The sequence below is a fragment of the Streptomyces sp. WZ-12 genome, from assembly GCF_028898845.1.
GTDB lineage: Bacteria > Actinomycetota > Actinomycetes > Streptomycetales > Streptomycetaceae > Streptomyces.
Genome location: NZ_CP118574.1, coordinates 2,456,374 through 2,480,144 on the forward strand (window position 1 = coordinate 2,456,374; position 23,771 = coordinate 2,480,144).

General features: G+C 73.0%; 18 protein-coding genes. 6 read left to right on the forward strand and 12 right to left on the reverse strand.

Features of this window, described 5'->3' with window-relative positions:
• Window positions 1-31 precede the first annotated feature (31 nt).
• The 3 genes from PV796_RS10270 to PV796_RS10280 all read right to left on the reverse strand — a co-directional run bounded on the left by PV796_RS10270 (window position 32) and on the right by PV796_RS10280 (window position 1,750).
• A complete protein-coding gene (locus tag PV796_RS10270; RefSeq protein ID WP_274912638.1) occupies window positions 32-454 on the reverse strand; it encodes a hypothetical protein in 423 nt (140 codons plus the stop codon).
• 165 nt (window positions 455-619) lie between these two features.
• Window positions 620-1,309 carry a response regulator transcription factor gene (locus tag PV796_RS10275; protein ID WP_274912639.1) on the reverse strand — a complete coding sequence of 230 codons (690 nt, stop codon included), beginning with the start codon at window positions 1,307-1,309 and terminating at the stop codon, window positions 620-622.
• Between the two features lie 84 nt (window positions 1,310-1,393).
• A complete protein-coding gene (locus PV796_RS10280) occupies window positions 1,394-1,750 on the reverse strand; it encodes an ArsR/SmtB family transcription factor (RefSeq protein ID WP_274912640.1) in 357 nt (118 codons plus the stop codon).
• Window positions 1,751-1,813: 63 nt separating this feature from the next.
• On the opposite strand from PV796_RS10280, the gene PV796_RS10285 reads away from it, so the two are divergent.
• Window positions 1,814-2,935 carry a cation diffusion facilitator family transporter gene (locus PV796_RS10285; protein WP_274912641.1) on the forward strand — a complete coding sequence of 374 codons (1,122 nt, stop codon included), beginning with the start codon at window positions 1,814-1,816 and terminating at the stop codon, window positions 2,933-2,935.
• Here the strand turns inward: PV796_RS10285 and PV796_RS10290 are convergent.
• The 3 genes from PV796_RS10290 to PV796_RS10300 form a co-directional block, all read right to left on the reverse strand.
• Window positions 2,893-3,942 carry a sodium:calcium antiporter gene (locus PV796_RS10290; RefSeq protein WP_274912642.1) on the reverse strand — a complete coding sequence of 350 codons (1,050 nt, stop codon included), beginning with the start codon at window positions 3,940-3,942 and terminating at the stop codon, window positions 2,893-2,895. The genes PV796_RS10285 and PV796_RS10290 overlap by 43 nt on opposite strands.
• 281 nt (window positions 3,943-4,223) lie before the next feature.
• Entirely contained in the window at window positions 4,224-5,660 is a 1,437-nt protein-coding gene (locus tag PV796_RS10295; RefSeq protein ID WP_274912643.1) for a SufS family cysteine desulfurase, read from the reverse strand.
• The gene (locus tag PV796_RS10300; RefSeq protein ID WP_274912644.1) at window positions 5,647-7,029 is read right to left on the reverse strand and encodes a family 2B encapsulin nanocompartment shell protein; all 1,383 of its coding nucleotides are present in this window, start codon (window positions 7,027-7,029) and stop codon (window positions 5,647-5,649) included. Before PV796_RS10300 ends, PV796_RS10295 begins: the two co-directional genes overlap by 14 nt.
• A gap of 433 nt (window positions 7,030-7,462) precedes the next feature.
• On the opposite strand from PV796_RS10300, the gene PV796_RS10305 reads away from it, so the two are divergent.
• A complete protein-coding gene (locus PV796_RS10305) occupies window positions 7,463-10,321 on the forward strand; it encodes a SpoIIE family protein phosphatase/ATP-binding protein (RefSeq protein ID WP_274912645.1) in 2,859 nt (952 codons plus the stop codon).
• Between the two features lie 189 nt (window positions 10,322-10,510).
• Window positions 10,511-11,002: a hypothetical protein gene (locus tag PV796_RS10310; protein WP_274912646.1), complete on the forward strand. Its 492-nt coding sequence runs from the start codon at window positions 10,511-10,513 to the stop codon at window positions 11,000-11,002.
• A gap of 36 nt (window positions 11,003-11,038) precedes the next feature.
• Here PV796_RS10310 and PV796_RS10315 read toward each other — a convergent pair whose 3' ends face one another.
• On the reverse strand, window positions 11,039-11,581 hold the full coding sequence (locus PV796_RS10315) for a hypothetical protein (protein WP_274912647.1): 543 nt from the start codon (window positions 11,579-11,581) through the stop codon (window positions 11,039-11,041).
• A gap of 545 nt (window positions 11,582-12,126) precedes the next feature.
• Between PV796_RS10315 and PV796_RS10320 the strand changes: the two genes are divergently transcribed.
• Window positions 12,127-14,097 (forward strand): amino acid transporter, encoded by a 1,971-nt coding sequence (locus PV796_RS10320; protein WP_274912648.1) that lies wholly within the window; start codon window positions 12,127-12,129, stop codon window positions 14,095-14,097.
• Window positions 14,098-14,133: 36 nt separating this feature from the next.
• Here PV796_RS10320 and PV796_RS10325 read toward each other — a convergent pair whose 3' ends face one another.
• Window positions 14,134-14,355: a hypothetical protein gene (locus tag PV796_RS10325; protein WP_274912649.1), complete on the reverse strand. Its 222-nt coding sequence runs from the start codon at window positions 14,353-14,355 to the stop codon at window positions 14,134-14,136.
• Between the two features lie 315 nt (window positions 14,356-14,670).
• Between PV796_RS10325 and PV796_RS10330 the strand changes: the two genes are divergently transcribed.
• Window positions 14,671-15,288 carry a TetR/AcrR family transcriptional regulator gene (locus PV796_RS10330; RefSeq protein WP_274912650.1) on the forward strand — a complete coding sequence of 206 codons (618 nt, stop codon included), beginning with the start codon at window positions 14,671-14,673 and terminating at the stop codon, window positions 15,286-15,288.
• A gap of 55 nt (window positions 15,289-15,343) precedes the next feature.
• Here the strand turns inward: PV796_RS10330 and PV796_RS10335 are convergent, their stop codons facing one another.
• Both PV796_RS10335 and PV796_RS10340 read right to left on the reverse strand, forming a co-directional pair.
• Entirely contained in the window at window positions 15,344-16,564 is a 1,221-nt protein-coding gene (locus tag PV796_RS10335) for an acyltransferase family protein (RefSeq protein WP_274912651.1), read from the reverse strand.
• Window positions 16,561-18,924 (reverse strand): glycosyltransferase, encoded by a 2,364-nt coding sequence (locus PV796_RS10340; RefSeq protein WP_274912652.1) that lies wholly within the window; start codon window positions 18,922-18,924, stop codon window positions 16,561-16,563. Before PV796_RS10340 ends, PV796_RS10335 begins: the two co-directional genes overlap by 4 nt.
• A gap of 896 nt (window positions 18,925-19,820) precedes the next feature.
• On the opposite strand from PV796_RS10340, the gene PV796_RS10345 reads away from it, so the two are divergent.
• Window positions 19,821-20,456 carry a transcriptional regulator gene (locus PV796_RS10345; protein WP_376570006.1) on the forward strand — a complete coding sequence of 212 codons (636 nt, stop codon included), beginning with the start codon at window positions 19,821-19,823 and terminating at the stop codon, window positions 20,454-20,456.
• A gap of 52 nt (window positions 20,457-20,508) precedes the next feature.
• On the opposite strand, the gene PV796_RS10350 is transcribed toward PV796_RS10345, so the two are convergent.
• Together PV796_RS10350 and PV796_RS10355 are read right to left on the reverse strand one after the other, a co-directional pair.
• Window positions 20,509-22,026, reverse strand: coding sequence for a nucleobase:cation symporter-2 family protein (locus PV796_RS10350; protein WP_274912654.1), 1,518 nt, complete (start codon window positions 22,024-22,026; stop codon window positions 20,509-20,511).
• 275 nt (window positions 22,027-22,301) lie between these two features.
• A complete protein-coding gene (locus PV796_RS10355; RefSeq protein WP_274912655.1) occupies window positions 22,302-23,627 on the reverse strand; it encodes a streptophobe family protein in 1,326 nt (441 codons plus the stop codon).
• Window positions 23,628-23,771: the final 144 nt, after the last annotated feature.

The following is a 23,771-nucleotide window of genomic DNA, read 5'->3' on the forward strand; positions in this document are numbered from 1 at the left end:
GGTGCGCCTGACGCGCCGCCGCGTCGGTGACTCAGTGCACCGTCACGGTGACGGTGGAGGAGTGGGTCTTGCCGTGGGCGACCCGCAGCTTCTCCTGGCCCTTCTTGCTGAGCTTGACCTTGACGCTGTAGTAACCGCCGTGCTTGGTCTTGGTGTTGGCGTGCAGCGTGGTCCACTTGCCCTTGTTCATGTGTTGGACGGTGAGCTTGCTGTCCGTCTTGATGCCCTTGGTGCGGCCGCTGAGGGTGACGGTCTGGCCGGCCTTGATGGACTTGGCGCTCGCCTTGACGCCGATCTCCTCGTGCGTCTTGGCGGTGGCGACGGTGGCGGTGTGCAGGTCCGGTACCGCGCTCGGCGCGGCGATGGCGGTGCCCGCGCCGCCGGCCAACAGGGCCGCGCACGCGGCACCGATGACCGCGGTCCGCAGGTGGTACGCCTTCTTGGTGGTCCCCATGGAATTCACCTCACCTGTGTTGCCTGGTTCCGGCTCGCCGGCACCCGGGGGCGTCGCCGCCCTACGGGCGCTCCGGGGGCCGGAGCGTTCCCGGCCCAGTATGCGGAGCGGTTCATGAGGCGATCGTGTGCCGCGGATGTGAGTCCTCACATGGCGGGCCCGCGGTCAACCGCTGGTCACGGGGACGGGGTTGAGCAGCCGGTATCCGGCACCGCGGACGGTCTCCAGGTGGGACGCCCGGCCGCCCTGGTCGATCTTGCGGCGCAGATAGGCCACGTACTGGTCGACGACGTTGGAGACCCCGTCGCAGGGGAAGTCCCAGACCTGCTCCAGGATCAGGGTCCGGGTCAGCACCTCCCCGGGGTGCCGCAGGAAGAGTTCCAGCAGGGCGAACTCCTTGGGCGAGAGCCGGAGTTCGGTGCCGGCCCGCCAGGCCCGCCGGCTGGCCGGGTCCAGCCGCAGGTCGCCCACCGCGATCAGGGCCGGCCGGGCGCGCCCGCCGCGGCGGGACAGCGCGCGCAGCCTGGCGTACAGCTCGGCGAAGCTGAACGGCTTCGCCAAGTAGTCGTCGGCGCCGGCGTCCAGGCCCCGGACCCGGTCGGGGACCTCGTTGCGGGCGCTCAGCACCAGTACGGGCGACCAGCAGCCGCCGGCCCGCAGCCGGCGGCACACCTCGAAGCCGTCGAAGCCGTGCAGCAGCACGTCGAGGACGATCAGGTCGTAGGGCACCTCGCGGGCCCGCCAGACCGCCTCCGGGCCGGTCGCCGCCAGGTCGACGGCGTAGCCCTCCTCGGCGAGGCCGCGGCGCAGCAGCGCCGCCGTGCGGGGCTCGCCGTCGACCACCAGGACGCGCATTCCTCCACGGTAGGAGCTCCGCGGGCGGACGACATGTGGAGCGTCCGTGGGCGGCGTTCGGGCGCGGGCGGCCCCGGGCGCCGGTCAGTCGTGCGGCGGCAGGTGCCGGACCTGGTGGTCGGCGGCGCTGAGGGCCTCGTCGACCAGGCGCCGCAGATGCCCGTGGCGCAGCGCGTAGACGGCGCGGCGACCGTCCTTGCGGACGGTGACCAGCCCGGCGAGCCGGAGGCGGGCGAGGTGTTGGCTGACGGAGGTGCGGGAGGCGCCGCAGACCTCGGTGAGGGTGGTGACGTCGGCCTCGCCCGCACCGAGGCGCCGCAGCAGGGTCAGCCGGGTGCGGTCGGCGAGGAGCCCGAGGATCTCCACGGCGGCGGTCAGCCGGGCGCCGTCGGCCGGCTCCTGCGCACCGTGCGCAGTTGATAGGTGCATGCGTGCGCTCATACGCACATAATGAGGGGCGAGGGCGGAGGGCACAAGCCGCGCCCCGGACGCCGAAGAGGGGCGATGCCCATGGACGCGCAGTTGCCGGTTCCCGGACCCCACTCCCACCCCGACGGTTCCGCGCACCACCACCCGCACCCCGTCTGTCGCTCCCGCGCGGCCCGCCTGCGGCACCGGCTCGCGCACGCCGTCACCCCGCACAGCCACGAGGCCCGGGACAAGGTCGACCCCGCGCTGGAGAGCTCCCGCGAGGGGCTGCGCACGCTCTGGCTCTCGCTCGCCGTCCTGGGGCTGACGACGCTGGTGCAGGCCGCCGTCTTCGCGCTGTCCGGCTCGGTGGCGCTGCTCGGCGACACCCTGCACAACGCCGCCGACGCACTGACCGCCGTCCCCCTCGGTGTCGCCTTCCTCCTCGGCCGGCGGGCCGCCAACCGCCGCTACACCTACGGCTACGGCCGCGCCGAGGACCTGGCCGGCGTGGTCATCGTGCTGACCATCGCCGCGTCCGCGGTGCCCGCCCTCTACATGGCCGTCGACCGGCTCCTGCACCCGCGGGACGTGGCACACCTGTGGGCGGTCGCGGCCGCCGCGCTGGCCGGCTTCGTCGGCAACGAGTGGGTGGCCCGCTACCGCATCCGCACCGGCCGCCGGATCGGCTCCGCCGCGCTGGTCGCGGACGGGTTGCACGCCCGCACCGACGGCTTCACCTCGCTGGCCGTGCTGCTGGGCGCGGGCGGCGCCGCACTGGGCTGGCGGGCCGCCGACCCGGTCGTCGGCCTGCTGATCACCGGCGCGATCCTGCTGGTCCTCAAGGACGCCGCCCGGGAGGTGTTGCGGCGGCTGATGGACTCGGTGGACCCGGCGCTGGTGGCGTCCGCCGAGGCCGTGCTGCGGGCGGTGCCCGGCGTCCGCGGGGTGGGCCAGCTCCGGATGCGCTGGATCGGCCACGCGCTGCGGGCCGAGGCGGACCTCGTCCTCGACCCGCGGCTGACCGTGGCCCAGGGCCACCGCATCGCGGTGGCCGCCGAACACGCACTGATCCACGCCGTACCGCGCCTGACGGCGGCCACCGTGCACCTCGACCACACCCCGGAGGACGACTCCCCCGACCCCCACGCGGCGCTGGCCCACCACACCGGCCGTCATCCGAGGATCGGGATCAGCCCCAGTCCGAAGACGACGTAGAAGCCGGCGGCCAGGGCCAGTCGGCCGGCGGTGAGGCGGTGCGTCCGCATCATCACCAGCAGGTAGCCGATCGCCGCCATGGTGATCAGGCCGGCCCACACCAGGGCGGTGTCGAAGTGCCAACTGGTGAAGAGCAGGCCGAGGCCGCTGGGGACGGTGGCCTGGATCATCATGGCGCCGGAGATGTTGGCCAGCGCCAGCTTGGTCTTGCCCTGGCGCACCCAGATCACCGCGTTCATGATCTCGGGGAGTTCGGTGGCGATCGGGGAGAGCAGCAGCGCGGTGACCGAGGCGGAGAGTCCGAGCATCGGACCGATGGCGTCCAGTTGGTGGACGAAGAGCTGCGAGGCGAAGAAGATCACGACCAGGGTGACCAGGGTCTGCGCGACGACCGCCCAGGTCGCCGGGGACGCCGCCCGCGGCTGGAACTTCAGCGGCTCCAGTTCGACGCCCTCCTCGTCCTCCTCGTGGTCGCCGCGGATCTCGCGCCAGAAGTAGGCCGCGTACACCGCGAAGAACGCCAGGCCCAGCACCGGCTTGAAGGCGAAGGCGACCAGGCCGAGCGCGACCTTGACCAGGAAGACCGGCAGGAACCACGTCTGGTCCTTGGCCAGCCGCCGCATGTCCTTCGGCGCGCCGAGCTCCCGGGCCGGCTCCGGGGCGTCCCCGACGGCGGGACCGCCGGCCGCGACCAGGGCGCGCCGCTTGCGCCGCTGGAGCAGCAGCATCGCGCCGGTCACCCCGTACGCCACGGTGGCCAGCGCCAAGGGGCCGCCCATCGCGGCGCCGACGCCGATGTTCTTGGCCTCCGGGGTGGCGCCGGTGGTCACCGCCACCAGGGTCACCACGGACTCCGGCAGTGCGGTGCCGAAGGCCGCCAGGATGGTGCCCACCGCCATCCGGCCCACGTTGAGCCGCTCACCGAGCCATTCCACGGCGTTGACGAACCACTCGCAGGAGAGGTAGATCGCCACCGCGCAGGCGATGAGCAGAACGAAATGCAACACGCTGATCGTCAGCCTTTCCGCTCCGGCGGGCATCGAGGGCGACCGGCGTGGGAGCGGCGGCACGGCTTCGACCCCGCCGACGTGTCCTTGAAGAATCGTCGACAAAGGGCCGAAGGTCTCGCCCGCCCGCGCAGTGACTGCGTGGGCCCGGCCACCGGGAACCGCGGGCGGCTCCAGTGTGTCGACGACCGGTTTGCGGGGCTACTCCCCTTCGCAGCCCCCCACCCTACACACCGCGGGTGCGGATCAACGTGAGCGGGACAACGGGAACACCCGCCGCCTCAGCCGGACTTCTGGAGCCGCTGGAGCGACTCGACGAGCTGGTCCACCTCCTCCGGGGTGTTGTAGAGGGCCAACGAGGCGCGGGCCGCGCTCTGTACGCCGTAGTGGGCCAGCGCCGGCTGGGCGCAGTGGTGGCCGGCCCGGACGGCGATCCCGTCGCGGTCCAGCCAGTCCGCGATCCGCGCTGGGTCGTGGCCGGCCAGATTGAAGGTCAGCACCGCGATCCGGTCGGGCGCCGAGCCGAGCAGCTCCAGCCCGGGGACGGTCGCCATGACCTGCTGGGCGTAGCCGAGCAGTTCGGTCTCGTACGCGGCGACGGCGGGCCGGTCGAAGCCGGTCAGCCAGTTCACCGCGGCGAGCAGGCCGACGACCCCGGCGATGTGTCCGGTGCCGGCCTCCAGGCGGTGCGGGACGGGCGCGAAGTCGGTCCGGTCGAAGGACACGGACTCGATCATGTTGCCGCCGCCCTGCCAGGGCGCCATCGCTTCCAGGATCTCCGGCTTGGCGTACAGGGCGCCGATGCCGGTGGGGGCGAAGAGCTTGTGGCCGGAGAACACGTAGAAGTCGGCGTCGAGGTCCTGCACGTCGACCGGGAAGTGGGCCACCGCCTGGGCGCCGTCGACCAGGACCCTGGCCCGGTAGCGGTGCGCCAGTGCGGTCATCTCCCTGACCGGCGGGACGGTGCCCAGCACGTTCGACGCCTGGCTGAGCGCCACCAGCCGGGTCCGCATGGAGAGCCGGTCCGCGTAGGCGTCGAGGTCGATCTGCCCGTCCGGGCGGAGCGGGACGGGCACCACCCGGGCGCGGGTCTCCTTGGCCACCATCTGCCAGGGCACGATGTTGGAGTGGTGCTCCAACACCGGGACGAGGATGTCGTCACCGGGGCCGAGGTTGGCCCGTCCCCAGCTCTGCGCGACGAGGTTGATCGCCTCGGTGGTGCCGCGGGTGAAGACGATCTCGTCCGGGGAGCCCGCGCCCAGGAACTGGGCGACCGCCGTCCGACCCCCCTCGTACGCCTCGGTGGCCTCACGGGCCATGGCGTGCGCGCCGCGGTGGATGTTGGAGTTGCCCGCCCCGTAGAAGCCGGACACCGCCTCGATGACCTGGCGGGGCTTCTGGGTGGTGGCCCCGTTGTCGAGCCAGACCAGCGGCTTGCCGTTGACGGTCCGGTGCAGGATCGGCACGTCCCGGCGCGCCAACTCGGGCGAGAAGGACGGCTGTTGGGAGGCTTGACGGCCCGTCATTCCGACGCCGGGGGGCGTGGCGCCCGGCCAACTGGCGCCGGTGGCCTCCGGGGACGGTGTCGACGCGGGCGGGGGCACCGGGGAGCCGGTGTCCGGCGCGGGGGCCGCGGTGGTGGGGACTCCCGTCGCACCCGTCAGGCTCCGCGCGCCCGACCCGGTCGACGGGTATCCCAGCAGGTCAGGCGTAGTCATGGTAACGGGACACCTCGACGTTCTGGAGGACCGCGAGGGAGTCCTCGACCAGGACCGCGGCGTTGAAGTACGCGGTCATCAGGTACGAGGTGATGCCCTTCTTGTCGACGCCCATGTTCCGCATGGCCAGGCCCGGTTCGATCTCGTCGGCGACCTTCGCCGGGCGCAGCCCGACCACGCCCTGCTCGGCCTCGCCCACCCGCATCAGCAGGATCTCGGTGGTGCCGGTCTCCGCACCGCCGGAGAAGCGCACCTTGTCGGAGGGGAGCAGCGGCACCCCGCGCCAGGTCAGCAGCGGGCTGCCGAAGCTGGTGTCGATCACCGGGGGCACGCCCCGCCGGGTACATTCCCGCCCGAACGCGGCGATCGCCCGCGGGTGCGCGAGGAAGTAGCCGGGCTGCTTCCAGACCCGGGTGAGCAGCTCGTCCAGGTCGTCCGGGGTGGGCGCACCGGTGCGGGCCTGGACGCGCTGACCGGGGGCGACGTTGTTGAACAGGCCGTACTCGGGGTGGTTGAGGAGGGTGGCCTCCTGTCGCTCGCGCAGCGCGTGCGCGGTGAGGTTGGCCTGGGCGCGGGTCTGGTCGATGGGGCCGTTGTAGAGGTCGGAGACCCGGGTGTGGACGCGCAGCACGGTCTGGGCGAGGTTCATGTGGTACTCGCGGGGCGCGTCCTCGTAGTCGACGTAGGTCGCCGGCAGGTCGGGCTCGCCGCTGTGCCCGGAGCTGAGGTCCAACGGCACCTCGCTGCCCGGCAGCACCCCGTCCGCCGCGCGGTAGGCGTCCATCGCGGCGCGCAGGGCCGGGGCGCGGTCGCCGAGCCGGGCGAGGGCGGCGCGGTCCAGGCAGAGCGCGGTGCCGGGGGTGACCGCGGTGACCCGGTACGGCATCGGCGCGGACCGGGTCCAGGCGTCGAGGTCGAAGAACTGGCCGTCGCCGACGACTTCGAGGAGCGCGTCCTCGCCGTACCGGCCGCGCGCCCGCTTCTCCGCCCGGCCCTGCACGATGACGAACAGACTGTTCGTCACCTCACCGCTCTCGGCGAGGAGTTGACCGGTGTCGAAGGTCATCATGGTGAACTCGCCGGCGAGTTCGGTCAGCAGCGCGTCGTCCATCTCGCGCAGGTACGGGAGTTCGCGGAGGTCGCCGGGGATGACGCGGTGGGTGTCGCCGTCCTGGTAGGTGCTGACCCGGTCGTCGCCGAGGACGTAGGTGCGGCGGCGGTTGACACGGAAGACACCGGATTCGACGTCCACCCAGGGCAGGGCGCGCAGCAGATAGCGCGGGGTGATGCCGCGCATCTGGGGGGTGGTCTTGGTGGTGGTGGCGAGTTGCCGTGCGGCATCCGGGGCGAGCGTCATCCGGTCGTTCACTGGGACCTCCTTGGGCAACAGCGGGCATGCCGGCCGGCCGGCGCACGGCCGGTGGCACGCGGGACGAACGGGATCGTCGGACCAGGAAACGGCCGTCCGCAACGGCCTGTTGGCGACCCCCCGGCCGGAAACGCTCGGTGCCCCGAACCCCCGCCGCCGGACGCCTGTGCGACTACCTTCCGTCGTACCGTCGCTACGCCGCGTGGAATCGGTGTTCGGCAGGTCACCCGTAGAGGTCCGGACGCACCCCAGCCGGTGCCCGCGACAGCGCACATCCGACCAAATTTGCCCTCATGAAGGCGCTTTGTCATTCCAAAAGGAAGGCTTATGACGTCGGCGCAGCCGATCGCCCGGCAAGGGGCCACAGTGCTACATATGGCGAGTGATGGAATTTTTCGGGCGAAAAGGTGAAGTAGGGCGCCGTCTTCGCTCGGTGCTGAACGTGCACAGCGTCGCGGGACAGGTGCTCGTGCTCCAGATCGCGCTCATCGCGCTGCTCGTCGCGGCGGCCGGAGCGACGCTCGCCCTTCAGGCCCAACAGGCCAGCCTCCAGGAGGCCAAACAGCGCTCGGCCGTCGCCGCGCTGGCCTTCGCGCACGCCCCCGGCACCGCCGCCGCCATGGAGTCCGCCGATCCCACCGCCCAACTGCAGCCCCGCACCGAGGCCGCCCGCAAGGAAGCCGACCTCGACTACCTCGTCGCGTTCAGCCCGTCCGGCATCCGTTGGACCCACCCCAACCCGGAGCTGATCGGCAAGCACGTCCCCGGTAACTACGCCCCGGCGTTCAGCGGGCGGACGTACACCACCACCTCCGCCTCCCATCTCGGAAGCGCCGTGGACAGCACCGTCGCCGTCAAGAACGCCGACGGCCGGGTCGTCGGCCTGATCGCGGCCGGCATCAAGGTGCAGCGGACCAACGAGTGGGCGCTGCAACGGCGACCGCTGTTGATCGTCAGCGCCGTCGGCGCCCTCGTCGTCGGGACCGTCGGGACCGCCCTCGTCAGCCGCCGGCTGCGCCGCCAGACCCACGGCCTGGACCCGGCCGAGATGACCCGGATGTACGACCACCACGACGCGGTGCTGCACGCCGTCCGCGAGGGCGTGCTCATCATCGGCGGCGACGGACGACTGCTGCTCGCCAACGACGAGGCCCGCCGGCTGCTCGCCCTCCCCCAGGACGCGGAACGGCGTCGGATCACCGAGCTCGGCCTGGAACCCGACATGGCCGACCTGCTGGCCTCCGGCCGCGCGGCCACCGACGAGGTGCACCCGGCCGGCGACCGCCTGCTCGCCGTCAACATCCGCCCCACCGCCCCCTACGGCGGCCTCCCCGGCACCGCCGTCACCCTGCGGGACACCACCGAACTCCAGGCACTCACCGGCAAGGCCGAGATCGCCCAGCGCCGCCTGAAGCTGCTCTACGACGCCGGGATGCGGATCGGCAGCACCCTGGACATCGCCCGCACCGCGGAGGAACTGGCCACGGTCGCGGTGCCGCACTTCGCCGACGTGGTCTCCGTCGAGCTGCTGGAGCCGGTGCTGCGCGGCGAGGAACCGACCCGGTGGCCCGCCCCGATGCGGCGACTGGCGGTCCGCGGCGTCCCCGAGGACTCCGCGGTCTACCGCGTCGGCGAACGCATCCGCTTCGTCGCCAACAGCCCGGTCGCCGCCGGGCTCGCCGACGCCCGCGCGGTCGTCATCCCCGACCTGCGCGCCGAGCACGAGTGGCGCGCCCAGGACCCCGGGGACACCCAGCGCATCCTCGACAACGGCATCCGCTCCCTGATCGCCGTCCCGCTGCGGGCCCGCGGAGTGGTGCTGGGCCTGGTCAACTTCTGGCGCGCCGAGACCTCCGAGGTGTTCGGCGACGAGGACCTGTCCTTCGCCGAGGAACTCGCCGCGCGGGCCGCCGTCTCCATCGACAACGCCCGCCGCTACACCCGCGAGCACGCCACCACCATCACCCTCCAGCGCAGCCTGCTGCCGCGCGCGCTGCCCGAACAGTCCGCCCTGGAGGTGGCGCACCGCTATCTGCCCGCCCAAGCCGGCGTCGGCGGCGACTGGTTCGACCTGATCCCGCTGCCCGGCGCCCGGGTCGCCCTGGTCGTCGGCGACGTCGTCGGCCACGGGCTGCACGCCGCCGCCACCATGGGCCGCCTCCGTACCGCCGTCCTCAACTTCTCCGCCCTGGACCTCCCGCCCGACGAACTCCTCGGCCACCTCGACGAACTCGTCAACCACATCGACACGGACGAGGCCCGCACCAACGAGCGGGGCGGCGGGAGTTGGGGCGGGGAGACGGGGCCGGGGAGCGCTGATGACGGGGTGTCAGGTGGCGGCGGGGCGCGGGCCGCCGCGGGGGCCGAGGGCTCCGTCCCGTCACCGCCGTCCGCGTCCGACGCGGAGAGCTCCCTGGTCGGTGACAGCGGCGCCGGCATCACCGGCGCGACCTGCCTCTACGCCATCTACGACCCGGCGGACGGGCGGGTCACCCTGGCCCGGGCGGGCCACCCCGGGCCGGCCCTGGCCCACCCGGACGGGACGGTCTCCTTCCCCGAGGTGCCGGTCGCCCCACCGCTCGGCCTCGGCGGCGGCATGCCCGTGGAGACCGCCGAACTGACCCTGCCCGAAGGCTCCCGGCTCGTCCTCTACACCGACGGGCTCATCGAGAACCGCGACCGCGACATCGACACCGGCCTGGAGTTGCTGCGCACCACCCTGGCCCGCGGCGGTCCGGACCGCTCGCCGGAACAGACCTGCGGCGACGTCCTGAAAGCCCTGTTGCCCCAGCGCCCCAGCGACGACATCGCCCTGCTGGTGGCCCGCACCAGGCTCCTCGCCCCGGACCGGATCGCCGAATGGGAGGTCCCCTCCGACCCCGCGGCCGTCGGCCCGATCCGCTCCGCCTGCATGCGGACCCTGGAGTCCTGGGGGCTCGACGAGATCGGCTTCACCACCGAGTTGATCCTCAGCGAGCTGATCACCAACGCCATCCGCTACGGCGCCCAGCCCATCCGCGTCCGCCTGCTGCACGACCGCGCCCTGATCTGCGAGGTCTCCGACGGCACCAGCGCCTCCCCGCACCTGCGACGGGCCGCCACCACCGACGAGGGCGGCCGCGGGCTGTTCCTGGTCGCCCAGTTCGCACAGCGCTGGGGCACCCGCTACACCCCGGGCGGCAAGGTCATCTGGACCGAGCAGACCCTCGACGAGTCGCACCCGTCGGGCGGCCCCGACGACGACGGCGGCGTCGACACCCTCCTCGCCCAGTGGGACGACCCGACGCCCTGACCACCGGGCCCCCGCGCACCGGATGCAGCCCCACCCGCCCCTCGCTAACCTCGTTCGCAGGGCAAAGGGCCACGTCCGGGGCCACCCACCGGCCCCGGACCACCCCCGCCGCGCACCCGCGTCGCCGCCCGTCCGACCACGGCGCCCGACCGCGCCCGTTCCCCTCCGTTCCGCCTGAAGGAGGCTGCCATGATGCAGGTGCCCGAAGCCCGCGACATCGCCCCCCGCCTGGCCACCGGCGCGTTCCTCCTGAACTCCGGGCTCACCAAGTGGGGTGCCGACCAGGAGACCGCCGAGGCCGTGCACGGCATGGCGTGTGCGGCGTACCCGTTCCTGTCGAAGCTGCCCGCGGAACAGTTCACGCGGCTGCTGTCCGCCTCGGAGATCGCCATCGGCGGCGTGCTGCTCGCCCCGTTCGTCCCGACCCGGCTGGCGGGCCTGGCCCTGACCGGCTTCGCCGGCGGCCTGGTCGGCCTCTACCTGCGCCTGCCCGGGATGCGCGAACCGGGCAGCCTCCGCCCCACCCAGAACGGCATCCCGCTCGCCAAGGACACCTGGATGCTGGGCATCGGCCTCGGCTTCCTCGCCGCGCCGGGCTCCCCCGGGGCCCGCCGCTGCCCCCTCCCGTTCGCGGCGCGGTGCGCCCGCGGCCGCCGGCACCACCACCGCTGCCACCACTGACCGCCGGACCGCCGGACCGCCAGGGGTGCGGTCGGGTCAGTCGGCGTCCCGGGGCCTGTCCGATGGGGCAGCGGCGCCCTGGCGCCGGGCCCGTCGCGTTCCGGCGGCGCGCGCGGTCGCCGCGCAGACCGCGCCGGACAGGCCCGCGCCCGCGAGGATCCAGAAGCTCGTCCGGTCGGTCTGCTGCCAGCCCAGTTCCGCGTGCTGGTGCACCACGAAGCCGTCGAAGAACATCCAGGAGACGAGGAGGACGGCGGGGACCACGCGGGGCCGGGCCGCGGCGGCGATGGCGACCGTCAGCAGCGCGAACGCCACGAGCGAGAACGCGAAGTGGGTGGCCTGGCCGGTCACCAGCAGGGTGGTGACCGCGACCGCGGAGGCGGCGGCGCCGACCGGCAGGGCGAGATCCCGGCCGAGGTCGTCGGCCGCCGGCGCCACCCGCACCGACCGCCCCGCGAGGAGGCGCGGTCCTCGGGGGGCGGGGCGGGGGAAGCGCGGGGTGGGTGTGGCGGTGGGGGCGTTCGTGCCGGGTGGCGGGTGGGCGGGGAAGGAGGCGGTGGAGCGCGGCCATGGGAACACCTCCTGGGGCCTGCCCGGCGACGGGGCACGGGGCGACGGGGGCGCGGGCGGGGGCTCGACGAGCGGGGGCTGGTGCCAGGGTGCGCGGGTCGGGGGGCCGGGGGCTGGTTCGGCGCGGAACTTAACGCCGCGCGTATGGCGGGCGGAGGGTTTCTGACGCGGTCCTGACGCCGGGGAGATGGACACCGAAGGACACGGGATGCCCCTGGACGCGCCCCTGGGGGCATGGCGCACGGAAGCGTGTTGCATACTCGCTCCTCGTTGCCCGGGGGTTCCCGGGGGACGACACGGGCTGGAAGCGACAGGCGACAACAAGAGGTGGCGAGTTGGGCGGAATCGACCCTTAGCGGACCCGTGTGCGCGCCTCACCCGGTCCGTGCCCTACCGGGCCCGCGTCTGGTCGGTCCCGCGACGCGGAGCGCCGGGCACGCCTCGCCGCTCCCCCCTACGCCTCTCCCCCCACCCCCAACCCCATCAACCGAGCCAACCCACCGGCCGCCCACGGCAGTCGGTGGCACGCATGACGATCGGCAGGACGTGGCCGTATGACCAGTACCCAGGTGGACCCCACTCCACCGCCCGCTGTCGCCGCACCGAGGTGGCGGTCCTGGCTGCTGGACGGGCTGAGCGAACAGGCGGCCCGGCACCCCGGACCGCACGGCACGCCGCCCGCCGAGCACAAGGGGCACTCCTGGTGGCGGGTGATGTGCCTGACGGGTGTCGACTACTTCTCGACGCTGGGGTACCAGCCGGGCATCGCGGCGCTGGCGGCCGGGCTGTTGTCGCCGTTCGCCACCCTGGTGTTGATCGCGCTGACGTTGCTCGGCGCGCTGCCCGTGTACCGGCGGGTGGCCAAGGAGAGCCCGCACGGCGAGGGTTCGATCGCCATGCTGGAGCGGCTGCTGCCCTGGTGGGCGGGGAAGTTGCTGGTGCTGGTGCTGTTGGGGTTCGCCGCCACGGACTTCGTCATCACGATGACGCTGTCGGCGGCGGACGCCTCGGCGCACGTCGTGGAGAATCCCTTCGCCCCCGCCGCGCTGCACGGCGCGAACCTGTGGATCACGCTGCTGCTGCTCGCCGCGTTGGGGGCGGTGTTCCTCAAGGGGTTCCGGGAGGCGATCGGGATCGCCGTGGCGTTGGTCGGCGTCTATCTGCTGCTCAACGTCGTCGTGCTGGCCGCGTCGGTCTCGCAGGTGCTGTCGCACCCGATCGCGATCGGCAACTGGTGGGAGGCGACGACCGCGCAGCACTCCTCGCCGCTGGCGATGGTGGCCGTGGCACTGCTGGTGTTCCCGAAGTTGGCGCTGGGCATGTCCGGTTTCGAGACCGGGGTGGCGGTGATGCCGCAGGTGCGCGGGGGCGCCGGGGACGACCCGGCCAAGCCGGCCGGCCGGATCCGGGACACCCGTCGGCTGCTGACCACCGCCGCGCTGATCATGAGCGGCTTCCTGCTGCTGTCCAGCCTGGCGACCACCATCCTGATCCCGCAGAGGGAGTTCGCCCCCGGCGGGGCGGCCAACGGGCGGGCGCTGGCGTATCTGGCGCACCAGAACCTCGGTGAGGCGTTCGGGACGGTCTACGACATCTCGACCATCGCGATCCTGTGGTTCGCCGGGGCGTCCGCGATGGCCGGGCTGCTCAACCTCGTGCCGCGCTATCTGCCGCGGTACGGCATGGCGCCGGAGTGGACCCGCGCGGTGCGCCCGCTGGTGCTGATCTTCCTGGCCATCGCGTTCGTGATCACGATCGTCTTCGACGCCAGCGTGGACGGCCAGAGCGGCGCGTACGCCACGGGCGTGCTGGTGTTGATGCTGTCGGCGTCGTTCGCCTCGACCGTCGCCGCGCGCCACCGGGGGCACCGGGGCGCGACCATCGGGTTCGGGGCGATCACCCTGGTCTTCGGGTACACCCTGGTCACCAACGTCATCGAGCGGCCGGACGGTTTGAAGATCGCGCTGCTGTTCATCGTCGGCATCCTGCTGACGTCGTTCGCCTCGCGGGTGCACCGGGCCTTCGAACTGCGCGCCGCGGACGTGGTGTTCGACGCGACCGCGGAGCGGCTGATCGAGGAGGCGATGGCGGCCGGCCCGCTGCGGGTGATCGCCAACGAGCCGGACGAGCGGAACGAGGAGGACTACCGGGCGAAGGAGTACAGCCAGCGCGAGGAGACCCATATCCCCGACGGCGGGCCGGTGTTGTTCCTGGAGGTGCTGGTCGAGGACTCGTCGGACTTCTCCGCCGAACTGCACGTGCACGGCGTGGAGCGGCACGGCACCCGGATCCTGCGGGTGGCCGGCGCCGGGGTGCCGAACACCATCGCGGCGGTGCTGATGCGGCTGCGGGAGCGGACGGGCCAGGTGCCGCACATCTACTTCAACTGGACCGAGGGCCATCCGTTCAGCCATCTGCTGCGGTTCCTGGTGTTCGGTGACGGCGAGGTCGCCCCGGTCACCCGCGAGGTGCTGCGGCGGGCCGAGCCGGACCTGCGGCGCCGGCCACGGGTCCACGTGGGCTGACGCCGCCCGCTCCCCCGCCCGCACTCGGCCGCCGGATCACTTCCGGCGGCCGAGTACTTTGGCGCGGGTGTGGGACCAGCCGGTGAGCAGGACACCGACGGCGGTCACGGCGAGGTAGGCGGCGAGCAGGACCGGGAAGCCGGCGCCGAGCCAGCCGAGCAGACCGGTGTTGCCGTGGTCGAGGAGCAGGCGGACGGCGGCCTGGGCGGAGATCACCGTCAGGGCCATGCCGGCTATCTGGAGGACGTCGTACTTCATGGCACTCCTTGCCGAGGAGGGGAAGAGGGAAGGCCGGCGAGGCCGGGGCGAAGGGCGCCTCCGGGGCCGGACGTTACGAACGTACCAATGGATGCGGTGTCGTATTAGGCTCTGTGGCTGCTGAGTTGGCTTTACGTCACAGTATTTGCGAGGTGCCGGGTGGGGGCGGAGCGAGTGGAAAAGGGGCGTGCGTGCCGGGTGTGCGGGGCGGCGTTGGCGCCGGCGGGGCGGGGCCGGCCGGCGGTGTACTGCTCGCGCAGTTGCCAGGGCCGGGCGTATCGACGCCGGAGGAATCCGCCGGTCCCACCCCCTCCGGTGCCCAGCGGGGAGGCGGGCGCGCCCGGGGCCGCGGCGGCGGCGAAGCGGCGGCGGATCATCGAGGCGGTGTGGCGGATCGCGGCCGAGCGCGGACTGCACGCGGCGAGCATCCGGGAGGTGGCGGCGGAGGCCGGGGTGTCGGTGCGGGCGGTGCAGTACCACTTCGCGGACAAGCACCGGCTGTTGGTGGACGCGCTGCGGCAACTGCACGAGGAGAACGAGCGGATCGCGCGGGCCCGGATCCGCTTCGATCCGGCGGATCCGCGGGCGCTGCTGCGGGACGTGCTGGACGAGTTCCTGCCGCTGGACGCCCAACGGGCCGCGGCGCTGCGGGTGTTCGCGGCGTACTACGCGCGCAGCCTGACCGATCCGGCGCTGGCGCGGGTGTTCCTGCCCGGGGAGCATCCGCTGGAGGAGTTGGTGGCGTCGCTGCTCGGCATGGCGCGGGACGACGGGCGGCTGACGCCGGGGTTGGACCTGCGCCTGGAGGCCGATCTGCTGGTGGCCGCGGCGGTGGGGCTGGGCGGCGATGTGCTGCACGGGCGGCGGTCGTTGGCCCAGGTGCGGCGGGCGCTTGCGTACCGCCTGGGGACGCTCTTCAAGGAAGGGGCGTAGGAGCCGGCGTCGGGGCCGCGCCGCGGATACGGCGCGGCCCCGACGCGGCCCTCGCTCACCGCAGGGCCGGCTCCGGGTAGAAGTCCCGCGGCCGACCCTGGGCGTCCTTGAGGCGACCCAGCAGGCTGGCCGGGTATTCGATGAGCCAGTAGCTGGCGGTGGCCGCGACGAGCGCGGCGGCCAGCACGATCAACAGGGCCCAGGGGAAGCCGGCCGCGCCCAGCGGCAGCAGTCCGACGGTGTGCAGCACGAGCATGACCGGCTCGTGCCAGATGAACAGGCTGTAGCTGATCAGGCCGACTGCGGTGAGCCAACGGACCGTCAGGAAGCGGTTCCAGAAGGTCCGTTGGCGGATGTGGAGGGTGCTGAAGAGGAGCAGCAGCCACAGCGCGGAGGCGATGGGGTGGTAGTAGGTGAAGGTGAAGCCCTCGGCGTCGGACTGGAGGGAGAGGCCGAAGAGGCCGGCCAGGGCGAGGGCGGTGAGGGTGAGCGCGGTGCGCGGGGTGAGGCGGGCCCGGTCGCCGAGGGCGGCCAGGGCCACCGCCAGCCCCATGCCGGCCGCGAAGCCGCCGAAGCGGGCCTGTGGGCCGAAGTAGGCGACCCAGTCGGTGTGCGGGACGCCCAGGGCGTAGTGCGCGACGGTGATCCAGGCCAGCGGTGCGGCGAAGAGGAGGAGGCAGCCAGCCGCGCAGAGCGCCACCCGGCTGCCGCGGCGGCGCAGGCGCCGGCAGGCACGGACGGCGAGCGGGCCGAGGCCGACGAGGACAAAGTAGAAGAGCACCTCCAGGGAGAGCGACCAGGTGGGGCCGAGGGTGTAGAAGATCCGTTCCTGGTCGAAGACGTGGGTGAAGGTGAGGTGCTCGAAGAGGTCCTGCCAGTTGCCGGGGAGGGTGGGGTTGCGGGTGGCCCAGACGACGAGGACGGCGAGGACGTAGAGCGGCAGGATGCGGATGGCCCGGCGGAAGAGGAAGGCGCGGGCCGGGCGGGTGGAGCCGCCGTCGATCGCGGCGCGGGCGTAGGAGAGGGTCAGCAGGAACGCCGACAGGACGAAGAAGAGGTCGATGACTTCGAGCGAGAGGACGGCGTTGAGGAGGGGGTTGTCGACCGGCGGGTGGGTGCCCCCGGCGTCGTAGGAGCTGTACTGCTGCCAGACGTGGAAGGCGACGGTGCTGAGGGCGGCCAGGCCGCGGAAGCCGTCGATGTCGCCGGGGGGACGGCGGCGCGTGGCGCCCTTGCGGGGGCGTGCCTGGAGGGGCGGGGCGGTGACGGTGGTCATCGGCGGGCCACCGCCTTGGCGGCCTGGGCGCGGGGGGTGACCCGCCACCGCCGGTCGCCAAGCGCCTCCTTGAGGTGGGCCTGGCGGGCGACCATGTTCTTGAAGTGGCTGTAGAAGACGGTCGACACCAGGAGGTAGGACCAGAACCAGCGGCGGCGGGCGCGGAGTTCGGGGACGGCCAGGCGCCAGGCGAAGAGGGCCTGGACGGGGCCGGCGCCGAGGGTGAGGAGCAGGGCGAGGACGCAGACCGGGACCGCCCAGTTGAGGTGGTCGATGCCGCCGGCCTTCCAGGACGCGTAGAGCAGGATCGGCAGGATCTGCAGGGTCAGCCAGGGTTGGATCTCGCGCCAGCCCAACAGCACGAGCAGGCCGAATTTTTGACGCGCCGTCAAGATTGGTGAACGCAGGCCGCGCCAGAGGTGTTTGAGGGAGACCTGGAGCCAGCCCTGGGCCCAGCGGGAGCGCTGGTTCCACAGGGCGGTGAGGGTGGTGGGGGCGAGTTCGCGGGAGAGCAGGGTGCGGTCGACGGCGATGCGCGAACCGCGGGTCAGGGCGCGGAGGGTGGAGTCGATGTCCTCGGTGAGCATGGAGCCGTGCATCCGGGTGCGGGCGAGGACGTCGGTGCGCCAGAAGCCGTTGGAGCCGCCGAAGACGCCGAAGTCATGGAGCCGGGTGCGACCGGGGTGACTGACCGCGTAGATCGCCTCGAACTCGACGGCGACGAGCCGGGCGATGCGGGAGCTGTCGCCGTTGCGGATGACGCAGTGGCCCTGGACGACGTCGTAGCCGTTGGAGAGCCAGTGCCAGGCGTTGCGGAAGGCGTGCGGGGCGGGGTGGTGGTCGGCGTCGAAGATGCCGACGAACTCGCCGCGGACGCGGCTGACGGCGGCGTTGACGTTCTGCGCCTTGGAGGTGCTGCCGGCGACCGGCAGCAGGACCAGGCGGGGGTCGCGGGCGGCGATCTCGCGGAGGGTGTCCTCGACGGGCAGGGGGTGCGGCGTGTTGTAGGCGAGGACGATCTCCAGGCCGCCGGGGTAGTCCTGGCGCAGGAACGATTCGACGGTCTCGACGATGGTGGCGGCCTCGTTGGGGAGGTACGCGGCGATCACGGCGCTGGCCGGTGGGTAGGGGGCGCCGGGGAGTTCCGGGCGGGCCGGGGCGTCGAGCGCGTAGAGGCATTCGAGGATGATCAGCAGCGCGGAGAGCACCAGTCCGGCGACCACCACCCAGTACATGACCGAGCCGAGGTCCCAACCGGCCCGGTACGCCTGCTGGTAGAGGGCGAACGGCGCACCGATGCCCAGGAGCAGCGCCAGGATCGGGGAGAACGCGGAGAGCGCGGGGCGGAACAACGCGCGCAGCGGGGGCCGGCGGTGGCGGTTCGGGCTCTCCCGCATCCAGGGGGCGTAGCGGACGGGGCGCAGGTCGCGGTGGCGGAGCGCCTCGCGGGCCGCGTCGCGGGCCTGGTCGACGGCATCGGCGGCATCGGTGGCGTGGGTGAGCGGGAGCCAGCCGATGGCGGGGGTGAGGCGGACGTGCTCGTCGGCGACGACGAAGCGGGTGCCGGCGGCGGTGGTGGCGAGGGCGTCCAGGCTGCGCAGGGCGGCCTCCTCGTCGACGCCGGGGAGGAGCATCAGAAGGTGGCCGTCGTCGTCGCGGCCGTGGCGGTCGCAGACGCCGCCGAGTCGGTCGGCGACGCCGGCCAGGCGCTCGGCGACCTCACGGCGGATGCGGGGGCCGAACCGGTCCTCCAGGACAGCGAGTTCGGCGACGCCGATGACGGCGAGGACGCCGCCGTGCCGGGCGGCTCCGGGGCGCTTGAGCTCGCGGTCGAGCTCGTCGAGGAAGTGCGGACCGGAGTAGAGGCCGGTGCGGGGGTCCCGGAGCAACTGCTCCACGGGGACGGGGACGCGGCGGAGCTTGGCCTCGATGCGGGCGGAGAGTTCATCCGGATCGGAGACCTCGGGTATGCAGTCGTCGGCACCCTGGCGCAGCAGGTCGGCGACGCCGGCGGGGCCGGGGGTGCCGGTCACCATCAGGAGCGGCAGGGCCCGGCCGGCGGGGACGGTGCGCACCTCGCGGATGACGTCGACGGCGTGCCGGGCGTCGGGTTCGTCGAGGGCGACGACGGCGTCCGGGGGCGTCTGGCGGACGCGGGGGCCGGCCTCGCCGGGCGGGGCGTGGCTGACGTCGTGGCCGGTGGCGCGGAGGGTGTGGGCGAGGCGTTCCAGACGGGGGCCCGGGGTGCCGACGACCAGGACGTGGCCGGCGGGGTGGGTGACGGGTGGGGTGGGGTGGTCCGTTCCGCCGAGCAGAGCGGTGGGTGCGCCCTGGGAGTCTGCGTGGTGCGAAGTGAGCACCTGGCGTGGTCCTTTCTTGACTGCGGGGCACGCGGAGGCCGGCACGCGACGTCCCTCGGGCCGGCGGTGCCGTCCGGTCGCACGGCGTGGCGACCGGGGGCGTTGACGGTCCATGGGGCGTCGGTCCCGGTGGCCGTACGCGAGCAGGGCGGAGCAACCGCCCTGGCGCGGCGGCGGGTTGGGGCGCCGCGGGCCGGCTGGTCGGGCCGGCGGCTCCGGGTGCGCGCGGGGTGGGGACGGTGACAATCAGGCGGGGGGGGTGGGCGACGGTCGCGTGGGGCGCGCCGCCTCACCGCGCGGCGATTGTCAGATGCATGACAGTCTGAGCTGCGCCGGCGTGCGTCTTCTCGCGGCGGAACGGAGGGCGGCACGACGGAGCGCGGCCCCGGCGGGCGCGCCCGGCACGGCGAACTGCGGGCACCGGACCGCACGGTGGCGGTCGAGCGTGTATCGCATAGGTGAGGGTCCCATCCTGATCGGATTGTGGGGGGAGGACCGAATGTCAGGTGTACACCGACCGACCCCGCTCGGCAAGGCCCATCGGCACCCGCCAGCCTCGGGGATCACTGTGACACCGCACCTTCATCCACGTAACACCTTCATTACGTCCCGCCGCCGCGAGGGCTTCGACGGGCGCTACCGCCTGGTCGGTACCGGCCCATCGGCCCTACCCGGTACGGGAGTTCTGACCTGGAGGTTCGTACCTCTCTCTGGTCTGTTAATCTGCCCGCCCCTGGATGTTCCTCCATGTCCGCTCCCTTCCTCATCCCCCAGCACCCTCTCCTCGCCGGGTGCAGCGAGGTGTCGCGTACGTGAACAGCGTTCCGTTCTCCCCCGTTCAGGCCCGATCCGCGCGGGCCCGGGTGGGCCTGACCACGCTTCAGGTCGCCCAGTCCATGGCGGCGTGCGGTGCGCCGGTGCACCCCGAGGCGGTCGAGGCGTGGGAGTACGGCTCCCTGACGCCCACCGAACCTCAACTCTTCGCGCTGGCCAATGTGTTGTGGTGCCCACCGGCGGTCCTGATGGGGGTGCAGCCGCGGTCGCTGGCCGAGCACCGGATGGCCCGGCAGGTGAGCGTGGAGCGGCTCGCGCAGCGGGTGGGGATGGACCCGGACGCGTACCGGGCCGCGGAGGCGGCCAACCAGTGGCACGGCGACTACCGGCAAACCAAGGCGCTGGTGGAGGCGTTGGGTCTGTCGCTGCGCGAACTGATCGGCGTGATGGGGCGGTTCGAGGAGTTGGCCGGGCATCTGCGGGCGGCGATCGAGGGCCGCTGGAAGTCGCACATCGCCCCGATCACCGAGATCACCACGTTGAACCGGACGCGGGTGAGCGATGCGCTGCGCACCATGCACGGCGAGTTCGCGGACTTCTCCGAGCGGTACATGGGGCATGTGGTGGGACGGAGCGGCGACGCCCGGCTGAAGGAGATCGCGGCCGAGCGGTCGGCGTATCTGCGACGGCTGGTCGACCACTTCTGGGAGCTGATCGGGGAGGCGGGCGAGGCGCCGCCGTTCAACTCGGTGCGCTGAGGCGGCGGGACGGCGGGCGGGACGGCGGTTCCGCCCGCCGACCGCCGTCGGGTCAGTACCCGCCCGGGGCGTGTGGGGCGGTCCCGGGCCCGGTCGGCGCGTGCGCCCCGCCGGCCCCGAACCCGCCCCCGGCCCGGACCCCGTCGTCGCCCTCGTCCCCCGCCCCGCCCTCGTCCTCGTCCTCGGCGAACTCGTCCCAGTCGATCTCCAGCGACGTGCGGCGGGTGAAGACATTGAAGAGGAGGTTCAGGGCGATCGCGGTCAGGCCGCCGAGGGTGATGCCGCTGTCGAGCACCGCCCGGACGCCCTGCGGCATCCGCGCGAAGAACGGCGCCACCGCGGTGGGCAGGAACGCGGCGCCCAAACTGACCGCCAGGATCAGGGCGTTGCGCTCCTCGCGCAGGTCCACCTTGCCGAGGATCTGGATGCCGACCGCGGCGACCATGCCGAACATGGACAGCGCCGCGCCGCCGAGCACCGGGTGCGGGATCGCGGCGACCACCGAGCCGGCCTTGGGCAACAGCCCCAGCACGATCATGAATCCGCCGGCCGCGACCACCACGAACCGGCTCATCACCTTCGACATCCGCACCAGGCCGATGTTCTCGGCGAACGCCACATAGGGAAAGGAGTTGAAGATCCCGCCGAGGACGGTGGCGACGCCGTCGGCGCGCAGCGCCCGGGCGACGGTGTCATTGCCGACCGGCTTTCCGGTGATCTCGCCGATGGCGTAGACGTCGCCGGTGGTCTCCACCATCGTGATCAGCATGACGACGACCATCGCGAGGATCGGGAACGGCTCGAACTTGGGCATTCCGTAATGGAACGGCGTGCTGACGCCGAACCAGTCGGCATTCCCCACCGCGCCGAAATCGGCGTCGCCGAGCAGCCAGGCGACGGCCGTGCCGCCGACCAGTCCGAGCAGCACCGCGACGCTGCTCAGCAGCGGCTTGCCGATCCGCACCAGCACGAGAATGAACAGCAGGGTGCCCAGCGCGTATCCGAGGTTCTTCAGGTCGCCGAATTCCGGCCCGCCCCTCAACTGGGCGCCGCCGGCCGCGTCCTGGAGCGCCTGCGGAATGAGGGTCAGGCCGATGATGGTGAGGATCGTGCCGATCACCACCGGCGGGAAATACTTCACCAACTTGCTGAAGAACGGGGCGAAAAGGAACGTGGCGATACCGGCGGTGATCACTGCGCCGTAGACCACCAGCAGCCCGGCGGTGCCGCCGCCGGCGCCCAGCCCGATGGCGATCATCGGCGAGACCGCGGTGAAGGTGACGCCCTGGACGAGCGGCAGTCGGGCGCCTATCTTCCAGATGCCGAACGCCTGGATGACGGAGGCGATTCCGCAGGTGAAGAGGTCGGCGTTGATGAGGTAGACCAATTGCTCGCGGGACAGCCCGAGGGCGTTGCCGAGCATGATCGGGACGATGACCGCGGCGGCGTAGAAGGCCAGTACGTGCTGGAATCCGTAGAGGGCGAGTTTCCCGAACGGGAGGACGGTATCGACCGGATGGGACCGCTGCCGGGGAATGTGCTGGGGGGATCGTCGCGCGAGTCGTGCCATCTCTGCCTTGCCTTCACGAGGTAGGTGAATAAGAAGGAACCCGGGCCCTGGTCGGGGCGCTCACCCTAGTTGACCTGTGCCGTTCCGCGCGAGTAACCGACGTTCCGGGAAAGGAAATTGGCCGTAAGCACGGAAATGTGACCGAGCGGCCGGATGCGTCCAGCGCGCCCGAATTACCGGTCGAATGCGGTGGGTTGCGCGGGTCAGGACGCCAACCACCCGTTGACGCCGCTTCCCAGGCCGGCCGACGGCGTGCCCGCGCGGCCGGGAGTGGCTCAACCTCCCCGTGGCCGCGCCTGGTTGGCGTCCCGGGCCTCTCCGGGGTGCCGGGCCCGACGCGCCGCCAGGGCGCCGATGAACCCGGTGACCAGCCCCCAGGCCGCGCCCACCGCCACCAGCCGCCCGAGCTGCGGTACCAGGGTGACCGAGTCGCCCAGGTCCCCGCCGAGGTCGCCGACGCCGATCAGGGAGAGCCCGTAGTGCGCGTCGATCCGGGTCAGCAGCCCGACCGCGAGCAGGGTGAGCGCGAGCGCCACCGCCATCACCAGGGCGTGCCGCCAGGCGGGCGTCCGGGCCGGAGCGCGGACCGCCGCGGTGTACGCGGCGCCGAGCAAGACCACCGCGGCCACCGCCACCAGCAGCCAGTACCGCCCGTCCTGGGCGCCGAGCGAGCCGAGGTCGAGGGTGCGCTCCCCGTGGCCGCGCAGCGCCTGCGCCAACACGTGCGGCAGCGGCAGCCCGAGGGCCGCGTCGACGTGCCCGGTCCAGGCGCCGCCGGTGCCGATGCCCAGCGCGAGCCAGGCCAGGTTCGGCAGCCCGAGCAGGATCGCCGCGAGGGTCCGCGCCGGGTCGCCGCGGGTGATCAACTCGACGATGCCGACGACCAGCCCGAGCGCGACGTAGACCAGCAGCGTCAGCACCATCGCGAAGGCCGCCGGGCGGACGGAGTCCTGGAAGCGGAGCAGCCGGGGGGAGAGCGGGACCTTGCGGGAGACGAGGAAGGTCAGCACCAGGACGGCGAGCAGCCACAGCAGCCCGTAGCCGAGGGTGGCGGGGATGTCGGCGCGGAAGCCGACGGTCGGGGTGGTGCCGAGGAGGGCGCCGATCCGGTCGGCGATCTCGTTGCCGACGCTGATGGTGAAGGTGTGCCGGGCGGCGAGCGCCAGCAGGAGCAGCAGGACCAGCCAGCACACCGCGGTCCGCACGATCCGGGCGAGCAGTTCGCCGGCCGGGGCGAGCGCGCGGTGGCGCAGCGGCCGCAGGAAGACGGCGGCGGTGACCAGGGCGCCGGCGAGGGTCACCGACAGCGGTACGGCGTCGACGGCGGCATGGGCCTGGGCGATCACCCCGGCGTTGCCGGTCGCGTCGAGCGAGCCGCCGGCCGCGGCGACGACGACGGCCGCGACCACCGCGGGGAAGGCGCCGTTCGGCAGCCCGGCCGCGCCCGCCGCCCACAGGCCGAGCGCGGCGATCAGCACCATGGTGAGCAGGCCCGCCACGGCGGTGCCGAGGGCCTCCGCCCAGCCGCGGAGGGCGGACGGGGCGCCGTGCGGTGCCGGGTTCCGGGGGCCGGCCGCAGCCGGGCCGCGCATCTGGCTCACGCTGTCTCCTGCGGGGCGCGGGGCCGAAAGTGCCCTTCAGACCACGGTACGCACGGAGCCCGCGCGGGAGCACGCGGAAGGACCGGCCGGGCCGGGAGGTGGGCACCGATGGCGCGTTCCCGACGTAGCCCCGCTTCGATATCG

Coding starts and splice junctions, on each gene's coding strand:
- PV796_RS10280 (WP_274912640.1), bottom strand. CDS start 1,750: ATGAGCGCACGCATGCACCTATCAACTGCGCACGGTGCGCAGGAGCCG.
- PV796_RS10275 (WP_274912639.1), bottom strand. CDS start 1,309: ATGCGCGTCCTGGTGGTCGACGGCGAGCCCCGCACGGCGGCGCTGCTG.
- PV796_RS10295 (WP_274912643.1), bottom strand. CDS start 5,660: ATGACTACGCCTGACCTGCTGGGATACCCGTCGACCGGGTCGGGCGCG.
- PV796_RS10350 (WP_274912654.1), bottom strand. CDS start 22,026: ATGGCACGACTCGCGCGACGATCCCCCCAGCACATTCCCCGGCAGCGG.
- PV796_RS10285 (WP_274912641.1), top strand. CDS start 1,814: ATGCCCATGGACGCGCAGTTGCCGGTTCCCGGACCCCACTCCCACCCC.
- PV796_RS10310 (WP_274912646.1), top strand. CDS start 10,511: ATGATGCAGGTGCCCGAAGCCCGCGACATCGCCCCCCGCCTGGCCACC.
- PV796_RS10325 (WP_274912649.1), bottom strand. CDS start 14,355: ATGAAGTACGACGTCCTCCAGATAGCCGGCATGGCCCTGACGGTGATC.
- PV796_RS10270 (WP_274912638.1), bottom strand. CDS start 454: ATGGGGACCACCAAGAAGGCGTACCACCTGCGGACCGCGGTCATCGGT.
- PV796_RS10335 (WP_274912651.1), bottom strand. CDS start 16,564: ATGACCACCGTCACCGCCCCGCCCCTCCAGGCACGCCCCCGCAAGGGC.
- PV796_RS10320 (WP_274912648.1), top strand. CDS start 12,127: ATGACCAGTACCCAGGTGGACCCCACTCCACCGCCCGCTGTCGCCGCA.
- PV796_RS10345 (WP_376570006.1), top strand. CDS start 19,821: ATGGCGGCGTGCGGTGCGCCGGTGCACCCCGAGGCGGTCGAGGCGTGG.